This is a genomic window from Kitasatospora sp. NPDC001683 (assembly GCF_053596495.1).
Genome location: NZ_JBSFGK010000053.1, coordinates 1 through 15809, shown reverse-complemented (window position 1 = coordinate 15809; position 15809 = coordinate 1). Strand labels below are relative to the sequence as shown.

At 74.3% G+C, this 15809-nt stretch carries 14 protein-coding genes; 5 read left to right on the top strand and 9 right to left on the bottom strand.

The annotated features are described in order from the left end of the window. Window positions 1–33: 33 nt before the first annotated feature. From ACWCYO_RS25890 to ACWCYO_RS25865, 6 genes are all read right to left on the bottom strand, one after another. A complete protein-coding gene (locus ACWCYO_RS25890; RefSeq protein ID WP_270149897.1) occupies window positions 34–408 on the bottom strand; it encodes a DUF1304 domain-containing protein in 375 nt (124 codons plus the stop codon). A gap of 16 nt (window positions 409–424) precedes the next feature. Beyond that, on the bottom strand, window positions 425–1435 hold the full coding sequence (locus ACWCYO_RS25885; RefSeq protein ID WP_449785531.1) for a serine/threonine-protein kinase: 1011 nt from the start codon (window positions 1433–1435) through the stop codon (window positions 425–427). Further along, on the bottom strand, window positions 1432–2052 hold the full coding sequence (locus ACWCYO_RS25880) for a hypothetical protein (protein ID WP_449785530.1): 621 nt from the start codon (window positions 2050–2052) through the stop codon (window positions 1432–1434). Before ACWCYO_RS25880 ends, ACWCYO_RS25885 begins: the two co-directional genes overlap by 4 nt. Before the next feature lie 135 nt (window positions 2053–2187). After that, window positions 2188–4554 carry an FHA domain-containing protein gene (locus ACWCYO_RS25875; protein WP_449785529.1) on the bottom strand — a complete coding sequence of 789 codons (2367 nt, stop codon included), beginning with the start codon at window positions 4552–4554 and terminating at the stop codon, window positions 2188–2190. Between the two features lie 173 nt (window positions 4555–4727). Further along, window positions 4728–5477: a hypothetical protein gene (locus tag ACWCYO_RS25870; protein ID WP_449785528.1), complete on the bottom strand. Its 750-nt coding sequence runs from the start codon at window positions 5475–5477 to the stop codon at window positions 4728–4730. Continuing rightward, window positions 5474–6055: an RNA polymerase sigma factor gene (locus ACWCYO_RS25865; RefSeq protein ID WP_270149902.1), complete on the bottom strand. Its 582-nt coding sequence runs from the start codon at window positions 6053–6055 to the stop codon at window positions 5474–5476. Before ACWCYO_RS25865 ends, ACWCYO_RS25870 begins: the two co-directional genes overlap by 4 nt. Window positions 6056–6277: 222 nt before the next feature. On the opposite strand from ACWCYO_RS25865, the gene ACWCYO_RS25860 reads away from it, so the two are divergent. The 4 genes from ACWCYO_RS25860 (at window position 6278) to ACWCYO_RS25845 (ending at window position 9780) form a co-directional block, all read left to right on the top strand. Then, on the top strand, window positions 6278–7081 hold the full coding sequence (locus ACWCYO_RS25860; RefSeq protein WP_270149904.1) for an SAM-dependent methyltransferase: 804 nt from the start codon (window positions 6278–6280) through the stop codon (window positions 7079–7081). A gap of 179 nt (window positions 7082–7260) precedes the next feature. Further along, a complete protein-coding gene (locus ACWCYO_RS25855; RefSeq protein WP_270149906.1) occupies window positions 7261–8238 on the top strand; it encodes a hypothetical protein in 978 nt (325 codons plus the stop codon). Next, window positions 8231–9019 (top strand): SDR family NAD(P)-dependent oxidoreductase, encoded by a 789-nt coding sequence (locus ACWCYO_RS25850; RefSeq protein WP_270149907.1) that lies wholly within the window; start codon window positions 8231–8233, stop codon window positions 9017–9019. Before ACWCYO_RS25855 ends, ACWCYO_RS25850 begins: the two co-directional genes overlap by 8 nt. A gap of 17 nt (window positions 9020–9036) precedes the next feature. After that, complete coding sequence (locus ACWCYO_RS25845) at window positions 9037–9780, top strand: polysaccharide deacetylase family protein (protein ID WP_270149908.1); 744 nt, start codon at window positions 9037–9039, stop codon at window positions 9778–9780. Window positions 9781–9847: 67 nt separating this feature from the next. Here ACWCYO_RS25845 and ACWCYO_RS25840 read toward each other — a convergent pair whose 3' ends face one another. Genes ACWCYO_RS25840 through ACWCYO_RS25830 form a run of 3 tightly spaced genes read right to left on the bottom strand, consistent with a single transcriptional unit; the run spans window position 9848 to window position 13031 of the window. After that, the gene (locus ACWCYO_RS25840) at window positions 9848–10927 is read right to left on the bottom strand and encodes a glycosyltransferase family protein (RefSeq protein WP_270149910.1); all 1080 of its coding nucleotides are present in this window, start codon (window positions 10925–10927) and stop codon (window positions 9848–9850) included. Window positions 10928–10940: 13 nt separating this feature from the next. Next, window positions 10941–11885, bottom strand: a complete 945-nt coding sequence (locus ACWCYO_RS25835; RefSeq protein ID WP_270149912.1) for an NAD-dependent epimerase/dehydratase family protein — start codon at window positions 11883–11885, stop codon at window positions 10941–10943. A gap of 21 nt (window positions 11886–11906) precedes the next feature. Further along, complete coding sequence (locus ACWCYO_RS25830; RefSeq protein ID WP_270149914.1) at window positions 11907–13031, bottom strand: DegT/DnrJ/EryC1/StrS family aminotransferase; 1125 nt, start codon at window positions 13029–13031, stop codon at window positions 11907–11909. A gap of 388 nt (window positions 13032–13419) precedes the next feature. Between ACWCYO_RS25830 and ACWCYO_RS25825 the strand changes: the two genes are divergently transcribed. Then, the gene (locus tag ACWCYO_RS25825) at window positions 13420–15633 is read left to right on the top strand and encodes an MMPL family transporter (RefSeq protein ID WP_449785527.1); all 2214 of its coding nucleotides are present in this window, start codon (window positions 13420–13422) and stop codon (window positions 15631–15633) included. Window positions 15634–15809 lie beyond the last annotated feature (176 nt).

The window sequence follows — 15809 nt, the reverse complement described above, 5'->3', positions numbered from 1 at the left end:
CCCGGCCGAGGACGGCCCCGCCCCCGGACGCCCTCAGACCGCCTCGGCGATCAGGATGACCGCCGCGGGGACGGCCTGGCCGAGGGCGCCGCGCCACAGCTTCGGCTCCGAGACGACCAGGGTGATCCCGCCGGCCACCATGAACGCGGCGACGTACAGGATCACCGGCCGCCCCGATCCGGAGTGCCCGGTGTGCAGCAGGACCAGGCCCGCGACCAGACCGAGGGCCAGGAACAGGTTGTAGAAGCCGACGTTGAAGCGCCACAGCCGGACCTCCGGGGCGTCCGCCGTGCTGCCGGTGAGCAGGTAGCGCACCCGAGGGTGCCCGTACAGGTAGCTCTCCAGCGGCCACACCACGAGGTGGATCGCGGCGGCGAGCATGGCGAAGACCTGGCTCACGGCGTTCATGGTCGATGGCTCCCTGTCAGTCCCGGAACGGTGGGTGGACGACCGGGCCGGCCCAGGCGGGCGGCTCCGGTACCGGGGCCGGGGCGCCGGGGGCCCGGGCGACGGCCGGGACGGCCCGGGTGGGCGGCCCGCTCCCGCTCCACGGAGCGGGCCCGATGGCCGCCCGCAGCTCGTCGACGAACCGCAGGCAGCTGGGGTACCGCTCCCCGGGCTCCTTGGCGAGGGCCCGGGCGACGACCGCCTCGACCGCCTCCGGGAGGTCCGGCCGCGGCCCGAGCAGCCCGGGCGGCGGGTCGTTGAGGTGCGCCCAGAGCAGGGCGAGGTCGCTCTCCCGGCGGAACGGCGGGGTGCCCGCAAGCAGCTCGTAGACCACGCAGCCGAGGCTGTACTGGTCGCAGCGCCCGTCCAGCGGCTTGCCGGAGATCTGCTCGGGCGCGGCGTAGTCCAGCGTCCCGACGATCTGGCCGACGCTGGTCAGCCCGCTGAGCGAGAGGGACTTCTTGGTCAGCCCGAAATCCGCCAGGTACAGGTGCTCGGGGTGCTCGCTGTCGGTACCGGCGGCGACCAGGACGTTGCCCGGCTTGACGTCCCGGTGCACCAGCTCGTGGTCGTGCGCGGCGTCCAGGGCGGAGGCGATCTGCAGCGCCAGCCGGGTGGCGCGCTCGATCGGCACCGGGCCGTCCCGGTTGATCAGGGCCCGCAGGTCGCCGCCCTCGACGAAGCGCATCGCCAGGTACAGGATGCCGTCGTGCTCCCCGGCCTCGAACACCGGGATGATGTGCGGGTGGTCGATCCCCGCGGCGGCCTCGGACTCGTGCATGAACCGCTGGCGGAACACCTCGTTGCGGGCCAGCTCGGGGGCCAGCAGCTTGACCGCGACGGTCCGGCCGAGCCGCAGGTCCTTGGCCCGGTAGACCACGGCCATCCCGCCGCGCCCGATCTCCTTCTCCAGCCGGTAGCCGGCCACCTTCCGTCCGACCAGGCCGGCCGGCAGGCTGGGCGCCGAGGGCGGTTCGTCGGGGATCACGGCTCGCCGGTCCGGGTGGGCGCGTACGGGCTGTGCACCGGAGACGCCGCCGGAGACGCCGCCGGAGGCGGCGTCGGCGTCGGCGACGTCGTCGGGGGCACCGGGGAGACCGGGGTGGACACCGGTGCGGGCGACGGCCGGTCGGTGGCCGCGTACGTCTGCAGCTGCAGCCCGTCGCAGTAGCACCAGCGGTCGTGCACCGGGTCGAACACCCAGAGCGCCTCGCCGTCCGTCAGCAGGCCGATCCGCAGGCCGCGGGTCCGCTCCCGGAAGGACTCCAGGTCCAGGGTGCCCGCGGCGAGGTCCTCCAGCAGGGCGCGGTGCCGGGAGAGCGCGGCCTCGACCTCGGCGAGCGCGGGGCGCGGGTCGGCGGTGCGGGCGGGCGGGCCGCTCGCACCGGGCGGCGGCTGGGGGAGCGCGACCAGCAGCCGGCCGTCCACCCAGGCGGTCCAGCCGTTGGAGCAGAGGACCTGGGCCCAGTCGCCCTGCCGCACGATCAGCCGGACCGGGAGCAGCGGGTCGAGCCGGGCGGACGGGCGTGCGGGATCCGGGGCCGTCCAGGTCGCCATGCCGTTCGGTGGGGCGACGTGGGTGGGGCGGAACGCGAACTCGTCCATGGGCGGGTGGATTCCCTCCGCCGCGCGAGCCGGAGCCGGGAGTCGGAGCCGAGGGGCCGGTGCCGAGGGGCCGGGGCTGCGTGCGGCACTGTCACCGCAGGTCGGTTTCCACTCTACCGGCGGTGGCCGGGGCGGCTACTTGCGCATGATCGTCGGCTCGTGCCGCCGCAGCAGGGCGAGCACCGCCAGCCCGTACGCCAGCGCGAGGACGGGCAGCGCGACCATGCTGAGCAGCCAGCCGCCGCGCTCGTGGCGGAACATCGGGTCGGCGGTGATCGGGGTCGGGACGGTGAGGCGGCTGAGGTCGACCGTGCGGGCCATGGCGGACAGGCCCCACCGGGACGGGATCAGCCAGGCGAACTGCTCCAGTCCGGGCACGCCGTGCAGCTTGAGCATCAGGCCGCTGAAGACGACCTGGACGATCGCGAGGAGCACCAGCAGCGGCATCGTGGTCTCCTCCTTGTCGACGAACGCGGAGACCACCAGGCCCAGCGTCATCGAGGTGAAGGCGAGCAGTGCGATCGCGATGATCAGCTCGGGCACCTGGGGCATCAGCACGCCGGTGGTCACCGGCGGCGGGGCGTTCGGCCGTGGCTGTGCGGAGAGCGTCACCCCGGCCAGGCCGACCACGGTCAGCACCGCGGACTGGGCCACCGTGATCGTGCCGAGCACCACCACCTTCGAGACCAGGTACGCCGATCTGGACAGCCCGACCACGCGTTCCCGCCGGTAGATCGCGCGCTCCTTGACCACCTCGCGCACCGCGTTGGCCGAGCCGATCAGCACACCGCCGAGACAGAGCGTGAGCAGGCAGTTGATGGAGTTCTCGTCGGTGAGCCGCGAGCCGGCCATCACCCGGCACATCACGCCGATGATGAACGGCAGCGCGATCATCACGGTGAGGAACAGCCGGTCGGCGGCGAGCACCGCGGCGTACCGGCGCACCAGGGTGCCCAGCTGGGAGAGCCAGCTCTGCGGCTTCTCCCGGCCGATCACGGGAGCGGCCGGCGCCGGTGGGTGTGCGGGGTGCGCCGCTTCGGCCGTCACGTACCGCCGGTACTGCGGCGAGGTGCGGAACCGCTGCTGGCAGACCCCCGCGGAGTCGCTCTCGAACGCCTCGAAGGCCTCCGGCCACTCCTCCTGGCCGAAGTACGCCAGCGCCTCGGTCGGCGGACCGTAGTAGGCCGTCCGGCCGCCGGGGGCGAGCACCAGCAGGCGGTCGCACACGTTGAGGCTCAGCACGCTGTGCGTCACCACGACCACGGTCCGGCCGTCGTCGGCCAGCCCGCGCAGCATGCGCATCACCGAGCGCTCCATGCCCGGGTCCAGACCGGAGGTCGGCTCGTCGAGGAACAGCAGCGACGGCTTGGTGAGCAGTTCCAGGGCGATGCTGACCCGTTTGCGCTGGCCGCCGGAGAGGCTGGCGATCACCTGCTGGTCCCGCTCCTCCAGACCCAGTTCGTGGATCACCTCGGAGACCCGGGCCTCGCGCTCGTGCGGCGCGGTGTCGCCGGGGAAGCGCAGTTCGGCGGCGTAGGACAGGGCGCGGCGGACGGTCAGCTGGGTGTGCAGGATGTCGTCCTGGGGGACGAGGCCGATCCGGCGGCGCAACTCGGCGTAGTCGCGGTACAGGTCGCGCCCGTCGTACAGCACGGTGCCCTGGTCGGCGGGGCGCAGCCCGGTGAGCGCGTTGAGCAGGGTGGACTTGCCGGCGCCGCTGGGGCCGGCCACCGCGAGCAGCGCCTTCTCGGCGAGCGGGAAGCCGACGTCGTCCAGCAGCACCCGGTGGTCCGGGCCGACCCGCACCACCAGGTGCTGGACGTCCAGGGAGATCTCGCCGGTGTCGGTGTACTCGACCAAGCGGCCGTCGACCAGGCAGAGCGCGGAGTGGCCGATGCCGACGATGTCGGCCGGGCCGAGCGGGGCGCGGCGCACCGGGCGGCCGTTGAGGTAGGTGCCGTTGTGGCTGTCCAGGTCGACGATCTCGTGCCCGCCGCCCGGCAGTTCGCGCAGTTCGGCGTGGCGCCGGGAGACCAGCAGGTCGTCCAGGACCAGGTCGTTGTCCTGCGAGCGGCCGATCCGTACGGTGGCCCCGGGCAGTTCCAGGACCGAGCTCGGGCTGCGGAAGACGCCCGAGCTCTGCGGGACGAGTAGGGTCGGGCGCTCGTCGGGGGCGGGGCAAGGCAGGCCGGCGAAGATCGCGGACGGGCCGGTGGCCGGGTCGCCGAAGCGCAGGCTGGTGCCCGGGCCGACGTCCTCGCGGTCGACCCGCCGGCCCTGGTCGTAGGTGCCGTTGGTGCTGCCGACGTCCTCCAGCAGCCAGTGGCCCTCGGCCGTGCGCAGCACCGCGTGGTGCCAGGAGACCCGGGGGTCGTCCAGCACGATCTCGCTGGTCGGGTCGCGGCCGAGGTGGTAGGCCCGGGTCGGGTCGATCAGCCGGGAGTCGCGGTCGGTGACCAGGACGAGGGGCGGCGCGGTGGGTGCGCCGGGGCGCTCTCCCATGCAGCGCATTCTATCGTCGGGCCTCGCCCTCGTGCTGCGCGAACGGCCTTTCCGGATGGTCACATTGGACTGGACCACTGCCTCGACGCGGCACTACCGGGTGAGCTTCCGGGGCCGGCGCCCGGCTCGCGGCCCTCACCTGAACGTGGGACGGCAGGGCCGGCGGGACGCGCTCACCCCAACGGGTCCTCGCCGTCCTCCCGGTCCGCCCCGTCGAACGTCCACGGCAGGTCCCAGGAGCACGCCGAGGTCGCCCCGGAGGTGAGCCCCCACGGACTCGGCACCTCCTGGGTCTCCTCGTCGTCCCCGCCCTGCAGCGGCAGCCGGTCGATCACCGCGACCAGCGCGGGCGGCAGCTGGGGCGCCAGCCCCCGGTGCACCCGGGAGAGGATTTCGCGCCGCACGTCCTCCGGCAGCAGCGGTCGTTTCACCCGCAACGTCCGTGGCCCGCGCGGGCGTTCGGCCGTCGACAGCTGTTCGGACCAGGCCCGCCAGTAGTCGGCGTCGTCGGTCTCGCCGAGCTTCAGATGGTGCAGGTGGAGGCAGTACGCGGCCGTCCCGCTGCCCGAGCCCGCCGCGAAGCGCCACCAGAACTCGGCGGCCTCCTCCCTGCCGGTGGCGTACAGCAGCGCGCCGAACACCTCCGCCCCCTCCGGCTGGATCCGGCGCGCGTTGACCAGCAGGTCCAGTCCCTGGGAGGCGCACGGCGCGCCCAGCACCAGGGCGACCACCAGGCCCAGTTCGAAGGCGGCTTGCTCGTGCTCCGAGGGCAGGTGGGCCGGCGCGGCGGTGAGCCGGGCCTGCCGCAGGGCCGCGATCCGCTCGGCGTGGGCGCGTTCGGGTCGGGGCACGTGGACTGCCGCGCGCCCCTCGTCGGTGGTGCACGCCCCGCCGACCGCCCCGGTCTTCTCGTCGGTGGTCACGACTCGCCCTCCCGGTCCGGTAGTTCGCCCACCCCGAGCCGGCGTGCCAGCCGCTCCCGGGCGTGCCGCAGATTGGAGTGCACCGTCGCCACCGGCCGTCCCAGATAGGCCGCGATCACCTTGGCGTGCAGGCCCAGCAGATAGCGCAGGATCACCACGTCCCGCTGGCGGTCCGGCAGTTCGAGGATCGCCGCGTACAGCCGGACCTCGTCCGCCTCACTGTGCAGCAGCCCGTCGGCGACCTGCTTGAACGCCCCGATCACGGCCGCGAAGGTGACCGCCTCCACCTCGACGGGCTCGTCGGCGGCCACCCAGTCCCCGACGTGCCGGTTCGCCAACCGCCAGGCGTACGCGGCCGGTTCCTCGAACCGCAGCACCTGCGGCCAGCAGCGGGCGAGATCCGCCTTGACCGCCTCGACCACCAGCGCGGCGTCGGCCTGGCTGCCTATCCTGGTCAACGCGAGGGCGTGCCAAGCGGGTTCGTGAGTCTCACAGAACGCGGCGTAGGTGAGGTCCAGGCGCAGGCCCTCCTCCACCAGCACCGCCGTCCGCGCGGGGGCACCCCTGTCGATCGTCATCGAGCCTGCTTTCCGTGGCCGTCGGCTGCGCGCCGGGCCACCCGAGGGTCGGGCTGTCCGCGCCCATCCTCATTCCATCGGCCCCGTCACTCCAGGGCGCACGGCAAATACAGATTGTCATTCCATGTGATGAAAGGGTGGTTTGGGCCTGGGGGAGAGGATTGGCCGCCGGATACGCTGGGCACGAGTCGGACGGTGTGCACGGGGCCGAGGGGGAGTCGGATGAGCCGCTACGACGGGGTCGACCTGCGGCTGAACGTGCCGCACTCGGCCCGGATGTACGACTACTACCTCGGCGGCTTCACCAACTTCGCCGCCGACCGCGAGGCCGCCGGCCACGTCCTCGCCTCCGCCTCCTGGGTGCGCGAGGCGGCCCGCGCCAACCGCGCCTTCATGCACCGCTCGACCCGCACCCTCGCCCGGGCGGGCATCGACCAGTTCCTCGACATCGGCACCGGCATCCCCACCTCGCCCAACCTCCACGAGGTCGCCCAGAGCATCCGGCCCCGCGCCCGGGTCGTCTACGCCGACAACGACCCGATCGTGCTCACCCACGCCCAGGCGCTGCTCACCAGCTCCCCCGAGGGACGCACCGCGTACGTCGAAGCCGACGTCACCGACCCCGGCGGCCTGCTCGCCGCACCCGGGCTGCACGGGACCATCGACCTCACCCGCCCGGTCGCCCTCTCCCTCAACGCCCTGCTCCACTTCGTCCCCGACGCCCGAGGCGCCTACGAGCTGGTCGAATTCCTCAAGTCCGTGCTCGCCCCCGGCAGCGCCCTGGTGATGACCCACATCACGCCAGACTTCGCCCCCGAGGAGGTCAGCCGCATCGTCGGCATCTACGAGGCCGCCGGCACCGCCCTCCAGGCCCGCACCCGGGCCGAGTTCGCCCGCTTCTTCGACGGCTGGACCCTCCTCGACCCCGGCGTCGTCCCCCTCCCGCACTGGCGGCCCGACCCCGACGAGCCCCCCGTCCCCGCCGCCGACGCGGCCGGCTACGCCGCCGTGGCGCTCCGCCCCTGACCCCGTCCACTCCCGCCGACCCGACCTCTCTCGTCCCGTGCGCGCACCCCACCGCCCCGGCCTCTCTCATCTCACCCGTCCAACCCCCGCCGCCCCAGCCCCTCCCCTCCCACCCATGCACCCCCGCCGCCCCGGCCCCAGACTGGTGGTGGACCGACGCCGCCCCGCGAGGGAGACGCATGCTGCTGGGACTCACCACCGCGCTGCTCGCCACCGTCTGCTTCGGCTTCGGGGCGGTGTTCCAGGCGCGCGGAGCGCGCTCGGCGCCGCGCACGGACCGGGTGCGGGCGGGGCTGCTGGCCGCGCTGCTGCGGTCCTGGCAGTTCATCCTCGGCACCGCCCTCGACATCCTCGGTTTCGTGCTGAGCATCGTCGCCCTGCGCAGCCTCCCGCTGTTCCTCGTGCAGGCCGTCACGAGTTCCAGCCTCGCCGTCACCGCGCTGGCCGCCGTCTGGCTGCTGGGGGCACGGCTGCGCCGGGGTGACGCCGCGGGCATCCTCGCGGTCGTCGTCGGCCTCAGCCTGCTGGCGCTGGGTTCCGGTCGGGAGGGCCGGGAGTACGCCCCGGAGGCGTTCCACTGGGCGCTGCTCGCCACCACCGTCGTGATGCTGCTGGCCACGCTGGTGCTGGTGCGCCGGGACGGCACCGCCATCGCGGCCGGTCTGGGCCTGCTCGCGGGCGTGGGCTTCGGGATCACCAGCCTGGCCGTGCGCGTGCTGGACGCGTCCGGCCTGGCCGCCGTCTTCACCGACCCGGCCGCCTACGCCCTGGTACTCGGCGGGCTGGGCGGCTATCTGGCGTACGCCCTCGCCCTCCAGCGCGGCACGGTGACGGCGGCGACCGCCGCCGGGACGGTGGCCGAGACCTTCGGTCCGGCCCTGGTGGGGGTGGTCTCACTGGGGGATTCCGCCCGCCCCGGGTTCGCCTGGTGCGCGCTGACCGGCTTCGCGGTCGCGGTGGGCGGAACGTTCCTGCTCTCGCGCTTCGGCGAACTGGAGGGCGAGTCCGCCGAACTGTCGGTCTCGTACGAGAGTGCCGAGCCCGCCCCGGTAGCCCGGACGGATCTGCCGTGCGAAGGTGACTTGCCGGACAAATCGGACGGTAGGACGCCCACGGAGCGGCAGGTGAGCGATGGCGGAGGACGCCGCGATGGCTGAGCGAGCCCGGGCGCGGTCCCGGCGGTCAGGGCCGAACGACCGCCCCGTCGTACTGATCACCGGCGCCTCCTCGGGCATCGGCCTCGCCACCGCCACCCGGCTGGCCGAAGCCGGCTGGCAGACCCTGCTCTCCGGCACCGACCGCACCCGCCTCGACGCCCTCGCCGACCGCACCGGCGGACGCGCCCTGCCCGAGGACCTGAGCAAACCGGACGGCCCCGCCCGCCTCGCCGAGGCCGCGCTCGCCGCCGCCGGCCGGGTGGACGCGCTGGTCGCCAGCGCCGGCCTCGGCTGGCGCGGCCCGTTCGCCGAGACCCCCTCCGACACCCTCGACCGGATGATCGAGGTCAACTTCGCTGCTCCGCTGCGCCTGGTCCGGATGCTGCTGCCCGGCATGCTGGAGCGCCGCCACGGCCGGATCGTGCTGCTCGGCTCGATGGCCGGTCAGGTCGGCGTGCGCGACGAGTCCGGCTACTCGGCCACCAAGGGCGGGCTGGCGATGTTCGCCGAGAGCCTCTGGTACGAACTGCGCGGCACCGGCGTCGGCGTGCGGCTCGTCCTGCCCGGCGCGGTGGACACCCCGTTCTTCGACCGTCGGGGCACCCCCTACCAGCGCGAACGCCCGCGGCCGGTCTCGGCGGAACGGGTCGCGGAGACCGTGGTCGCCACCATGACCACCGAGCGGGACCGCCTCTACGTCCCGCACTGGCTCGGCTTCCCGGCCCGGATCCACGGGGTCGCGCCCGGCGTGTTCCGCCGGATGGCCTCCCGCTTCGGGTGAGCCCTCGAAGGCTCCGGGTGAGCCGCACACCCGCGGCCGCGCTCGCCCTCGCGACGGGCGTCGAGTTCCTGCACCTCGCCCCGGCGGCGGTCCGCCTGCGGCCGCTGCGCCGCACCGTGGCCCGCCGCACCGCCGGGTACGGCACCACCCCGGGCCACCTCGCCCTCACCTTCGACGACGGCCCCGACCCGCGCAGCACCCCGTACGTCCTGGACGCCCTCGACGAACTCGGCGCCCGCGCCACCTTCTTCCTGCTCGGCGCGATGCTGGAACGCGCCCCCGGCCTCGGCCGCGAACTGGTGCTGCGCGGCCACGAGGTCGCCGTGCACGGCTGGCACCACCGGCCGCAGTGGTACCCGGCCCCGGCCCGCGACCTGCGCGAACTGCGCCGCGCCAGCGAGGCGGTGACCGACCTGTGCGGCACCCGCCCGCGCTGGTACCGCCCGCCGTACGGAGTGCTCACCGCCGGTCCGGCGCTGGCCGCCCGCCGCCTCGGCCTGCGCAGCGTGCTGTGGACCGCCTGGGGCCGCGACTGGACGGCCGAGGCCACCGGCGACTCCGTCTACGCGACCGCCCGCCCCGGCCTCACCGCCGGCGCCACCCTCCTCCTGCACGACTCGGACTGCGCCTCCGCCCCCGGCTCCTGGCGCGCCACCCTCGCCGCCCTCCCGCTGATCGCCGCCCACTGCCGGGCCCACGCCCTCACCCTCGGCCCGCTGCGCGACCACGCCGTGCCGCCCCTCGCCTCCGCCGCACGGTAGGGCGGAAGGTCGCCCCGGGCAGGGCCTGCCCGGCCTCGCGCGCCCGGCGAGATCCACCGGACCGGCCCTACCCCAACCCCACCCGCTCCAGCGCCGCCCCGAACCCCTTCTGCCAGGCCTCCGGAGCCGCGCCGAGCGAGGGTTCGGGCTCCGGCCGGCCGAGGGCGGCCAGCGCGTTGCGCACCACCTCGGGCGGCCGCGCGGTGGCGACGTCGGCGTGACCGAGCTCCAGCTCGTGCTGGAGGTTGTCCCGCCCGTGGCCCTGGACGACGTCGAGCAGCAGCAGCCGGCGCCCGAGCGCCCGGGCCTCGTTGCAGGTGTCGCCGGAGCTGGTGACGACCAGGTCGGCGGCGGCCATCAGGGCCGGGATCCGGTCGGTGTAGCCGAAGGGGTGCAGTCGTGGTTCCCGGCGGGCGGCCGCCCGCAGCCGCCGTTCCAGCTCCCGGTTGCGCCCGGCCACGGCGAGCACGTGCGGGCCGGCGGCGGCCAGCGAGGCGGCGGTGCGGGCGATCGGCCCGAGCCCCCAGGCGCCGGACATCAGCAGCACGCACGGGCCGTCCGGTGGCACGCCGAACTCGTCCCGGGCCTCGGCCCGGCCCGGCGGCCGGTAGAACGGCTGCCGCAGCGGGGCGGGCAGGACGGCGACCTCGGCGTCCGGCCGGTAGCGGCGCACGGCGCAGGCGGCGACCTCGGAGGTGACCAGGAACAGGTCCGTGCCCTGCTGCACCCAGAGCCGGTGCGGCGTCACGTCGGTGCAGAACACGAGGTGCCGGAAGCCGCGCCGCGGCAACCGGTTGACCGCCGAGGTGGCGGTGGCGAACACCGAGACCACCAGCTGCGGCCGCTGCGCCGCGACCAGCTCGCGCAGCGCCGGTACGAGCCGCCTGCGGGCCGCCGCGTCGGCGAGCAGCGCGATCCGCGCGCCCGGGCGCAGCGCCGAGAAGTGGAAGGCGTCGTAGACCCCGGGGAGGTCGAGCAGCCGGCGGAAGACGGCCTCGCCGGCGGCGCCGGAGTGCTGCCCGAGCAGGGCCATGGCGTCCACCGTGCAGGTGGTCCAGCCGCGTTCCCGCAGGGTGTCGGCGCAGGCCTGGGCCATCACGTCGTGGCCCTGGCCGAGCGAGCCGGAGACCAGCAGGGCGTGCGGCATCGGGCGGTCCCGGTCAGCCGGCGGTCGGGGTGCCGGCGGTGGCCCGGTACCAGTCGGCGTAGCGGCGCACGCCGTCGGCGAAGTTGGTCCGCGGCGACCAGCCGAGCAGTCGCTTGGCCTGGGCGGAGGAGATCCGCCGCCCGGTGTAGTCGGCCTTGCGGCCGTCGATGTGCTCGATGCTGATCGGCCCGAACAGCCGGTCGACGGTGTCGGCGATGTCGCGCACCGAGACGGCCGTGGAGCCCTGCAGGGCGAAGGTCCGGTCCTCGGCGGCGGGGGACAGGGCCCGGACGTGGGCGTCGGCGAGGTCCTCGACGTACACGAAGTTGCGGCTCTGCCGGCCGTCCCCGGCGATGGTGATCGGCCGTCCGGCGAGCGCCGCCTGGACGAACCGGGCGACGACCAGCTCGTCGCGCATCCGCGGACCGTACGGGATGCCGAAGCGCAGGATGGTGAAGTGCTGCTCGTACAGCTCGCGGTAGCTGTGCACCAGCATCTCGGCGGCCAGCTTGGTGGTCACGTACAGGTGCCCGCTGTGTTCCAGCTCGATCGGCACGTGTTCGTCCAACTCCTGTTCCTCGCCGTCGAGTTGCCCGTCGGCGATTGCGGCGCCGTAGACCCACACGGTGCTCGCCAGGACGGTGCGGCTGAGCCCGCCGCGCCGGGCGGCCTCCAGGACGGCCTCGGTGCCGTCGATGTTGGTCCGCACGGCCCCGACCGGGTCGGCGGAGACCTGTTCGACGTCGGCCATCGCGGCGAGGTGGTAGACGACCTCGCAGCCGGTCAGCGCGGAGGTCAGCGCCGGCAGGTCGAGGACGTCGATCCGGGCGTGTTCGGCATCGGGGTTGAGGTACTTGTCGGTGGTGTCCACGGCGAGGACCTCGTGACCGGCCGCGATCAGGTGGTCCACGACGTGTGAGCCGATGAACCCGCAGCCCCCGGTGACGGCTATCCGCACGGTCTTGCTCCCTTCGCTCCGCTACCCGGCCAGCCGCCGGTGCACGGCCGAGACGGCCTCGATCACCTGCTCGGTCTCGTCCTCGGTCATGTCGGAGTGCACCGGCAGGCAGATCTGCCGGGCGCAGACGTCCTCGGCCGCCGGCAGCGGCCCGCGCCGGTACGGGGCGAGGACCGGCTGCAGGTGCAGCGGCAGGTCGTAGACCTCGCCGGACAGCCGCACCCCGTGCTCCTCGGCCACCGCCCGCTTGAAGGCGGCACGGTCCACGCCGCGGGGGAGCAACGCCACGTACTTGTAGTAGTTGCCGCGGCAGCCGGGCGGTTCGAGCACCGGCTCCAGTCCGTCCAGTGCGGCCAGTGCCGTGTCGTACCGGCGGGCGACGGCCCGGCGGGTCTCGATGAACTCCTTGAGCCGGCGCAGGTGCACGGTGCCGACGGCCGCGTGCAGCTCGCTCATCCGCCAGGCGTAGCCGAGCCGGACGTGGTGGTTGGTGGTGAAGGAGCCCTTGCCCTGGTCACGGAAGATCCGGGCCTCGTCGCGCAGCTCCGGCGACTCGGTGAGGATCATCCCGCCCTCGCCGCTGGTGGTGACCTTGGTCGGGTAGAAGGAGAAGGCCCCGGCCAGGCCGAAGGTCCCGGCGGCGCGGCCGTCGTGGCTGCTGCCGTGGGCGTGCGCGGCGTCCTCGATCAGCGGGACGCCGTGCCGGTCGCAGAGCGCGCGCAGCGCGCCCACCTGCGGGGTGACCAGTCCACCGATGTGGACGAGTACGACGGCCGCGGTATCCGGGGTGAGGGCCGCCGCGAGGGTCTCGGGGGAGAGCGCGAGGGTGGCCGGGTCGACGTCGGCGAACACCGGACGGCCGCCCGCGTGGAGCACCGCGCCGGCCGTCGCGTAGAAGGTGACGGCGGGGACGACCACGTCCCGGCCGCGGACGTCGACGGTGCGCAGGATCACCTCCAGCGCCGCCGTGCCGCTGCTCACCGCGACGGCGTGCGAGGCGCCGTGCTCGGCGGCGAAGGCCTGCTCGAAGCGCTCGGTCCACGGGCCGAGGGTCAGGGCACCGGTGGTGAGCATCTCGGTCACCGCGTCGGCGACGGCCGCGCGGTCGTTCTCGTCGAACACGATGCGGGCGGCTGGAACGCCCATGGGGCACCTCCGGCGGCGGGCTGGGATCAGCACCGATCGGGACGGGTTAGCCCGAACCGGGTGGAAACGGTCGGGCCAGAGGTCCATCACGCTACTTCGCCCGGGCGGTCGCGGCCCGTCGTCACCTCCGCACGGGTGACCCGCCACTACTCCCGCCGCAGGCCACCGGGCCGCCCCCGGCTGCTCCCGGCGCAGGGCGTGCGCTCCGCCGCACGGAGGAGGGCCGTACTGCGTCCGCAGTACGCAAACTGCCTGCGCAGGGACGACGACGGAGCAGGGGTCGGCGATCGAGGATTGGTCATGCTGCGAGCGGACCGCCTTCGTGGATCCGCACCCGCATCCGTCCCCGTCGGCACCTGCTTCCCGATCCGAAGGAGTCCGTTCTCCCGTGGCAACGTTCCTCTACCGCCTGGGCCGAGGGGCCTTCGCCCGGCGCTGGCTGGTGGCCCTCCTGTGGGTCGCCGTGCTGGCGGTCGGCGGAGTCCTGGCGGCCAAGGCGCCCGCCGCACCCGACGACGGCTTCTCGATGCCCGGAACGGAGGCGCAGAAGGCCTTCGACCTGATGAACGAGCGCTTCCCCGGCGGCCACGCCGACGGCGCCTCGGCCCGCCTGGTGTTCGTCGCGCCCTCCGGCCAGAAGATCACCGCCGCGCCGAACCAGCAGATCGTGGAGAAGACGGTCGGCGAACTCGCCCACGGCGAGCAGGTCACCAGCGCGGTGGACCCGTTCAAGACGAAGGGCGCCGTCTCCAAGGACGGGACGACGGCCTACGCCACCGTCAGCTACTCCGCCAAGGCGGGCGAGGTGTCCAAGGGCGCCACCGACGCGCTCCAGCAGGCCGCCCAGCACGGACGCGACGCCGGGCTCAAGGTCGAGATCGGCGGCAACGCGCTGATGGCCAAGCCCGAGGCGGGCGGCAGCAGCGAGGCGATCGGCATGGCGCTGTCCGCGGTCGTCCTGATGATCACCTTCGGCTCGTTGGTCGCCGCCGGCCTGCCGCTGCTCACCGCCGTGATCGGCGTCGGCCTCGGCATGTCGCTGATCACCGCACTCGGCAGCACGCTCGGCCTCTCCTCGACCACCGGCACGCTGGCCATGATGCTCGGCCTCGCCGTCGGCATCGACTACGCCGTGTTCATCGTCTCCCGCTACCGGGCCGAGCTCTCCGAGGGCCGCACCCCGCAGGAGGCGGCCGGCCGGGCCGTCGGCACCGCCGGCTCCGCAGTGGTCTTCGCCGGGCTCACCGTGGTGATCGCCCTCGCCGGGCTCTCCGTGGTCGGCATCCCGATGCTCGCCAAGATGGGCATGGCCGCCGCCGGGACGGTCGTCATCGCCGTGCTGGTCGCGCTCACCCTGGTGCCCGCCCTACTCGGCTTCCTCGGCCGCAAGGTGCTGCCCCGCAAGGTCCGCAAGGCCGAGAAGGCCGGCGTCGCGGTCCAGCCGGCCGGGGCGAAGGAGAACGGCGGCGCCCGCTGGGCCCGGTTCGTGACCCGCCGCCCGCTCGCGGTGCTGCTGCTCGGCGTGGTCGGCCTCGGCGTGCTCGCCGCCCCCGCGCTCGACCTGCGGCTCGGCCTGCCCGGCGACGAGGCCAAGCCCACCTCCACCACCCAGCGCCGCGCCTACGACCTGCTGTCCGAGGGCTTCGGCCCCGGCTTCAACGGCCCGCTGAGCGTCCTGGTGGACGTCAAGGGCACAGCGGACCCGAAGGCCGCCGCAGGCGAGGTCGCCAAGGCCGTCTCCGGCGTGCCCGGGGTGGCCACCGTGACGCCGCCGATGTTCAACAAGGCGGGGGACACCGCCCTGCTCAACGCCATCCCGGCGACCGGCCCGGCCGAGGCCGCGACCAAGGACCTGGTCCACACCATCCGCGGCCAGGCCGCCGGACTCAAGAAATCCACCGGGGCGACGGTCCTGGTCAGCGGTACGACGGCGATGAACATCGACGTCTCGCAGAAGCTCACCGACGCGCTGCTGCCCTACCTCGCGGTGGTCGTCGGCCTGGCGGTCCTGCTGCTGATGGTGGTCTTCCGCTCCGTCCTCGTCCCGCTCAAGGCCGCGCTCGGCTTCCTGCTCTCGGTGGCCGCCGCGCTCGGCGCGGTCGTCGCGGTCTTCCAGTGGGGCTGGCTGGCCAAGCTGATCGGCGTGGAGCAGACCGGCCCGGTGATGAGCATGATGCCGATCTTCATGATCGGCGTGGTCTTCGGCCTCGCGATGGACTACGAGGTGTTCCTGGTCACCCGGATCCGCGAGGGCTTCGTCCACGGCGAGCAGCCCGGCGAGGCCATCGTCACCGGCTTCCGACACAACGCCCGGGTGGTCACCGCGGCCGCCTTCATCATGATCGCCGTCTTCGCGGGCTTCATCGGGATGAGCGAGCCGATGATCAAGATGATGGGCCTGGGCCTCGCCGCCGCCGTCGCCTTCGACGCCTTCATGGTCCGGATGACGATCGTCCCGGCCGTCCTCGCCCTGCTCGACCGCCGCGCCTGGTGGCTCCCGCGCTGGCTCGACCGGCTGATACCGGACGTCGACGTCGAGGGCAGCAAGCTGCACACCGCCGCCCCCGAACCGGCCCCGGCCCGGGAATCGGTCACCATCTAGACCCGGCACCGCCGGCCCCGGCCCGAGCACTCCTCGGGCCGGGCCCGGCACCCCCAGGACCGGGCCGCCCACCACGGGCATCCCGGTCCGGCGCCGCACGGCGCGGTCACCGGTTCCAGCGCCAACCCCGACCCTTGCTGTCGGGGCCGCCGCCCGGACGGGAGCCCCCGGCCCCC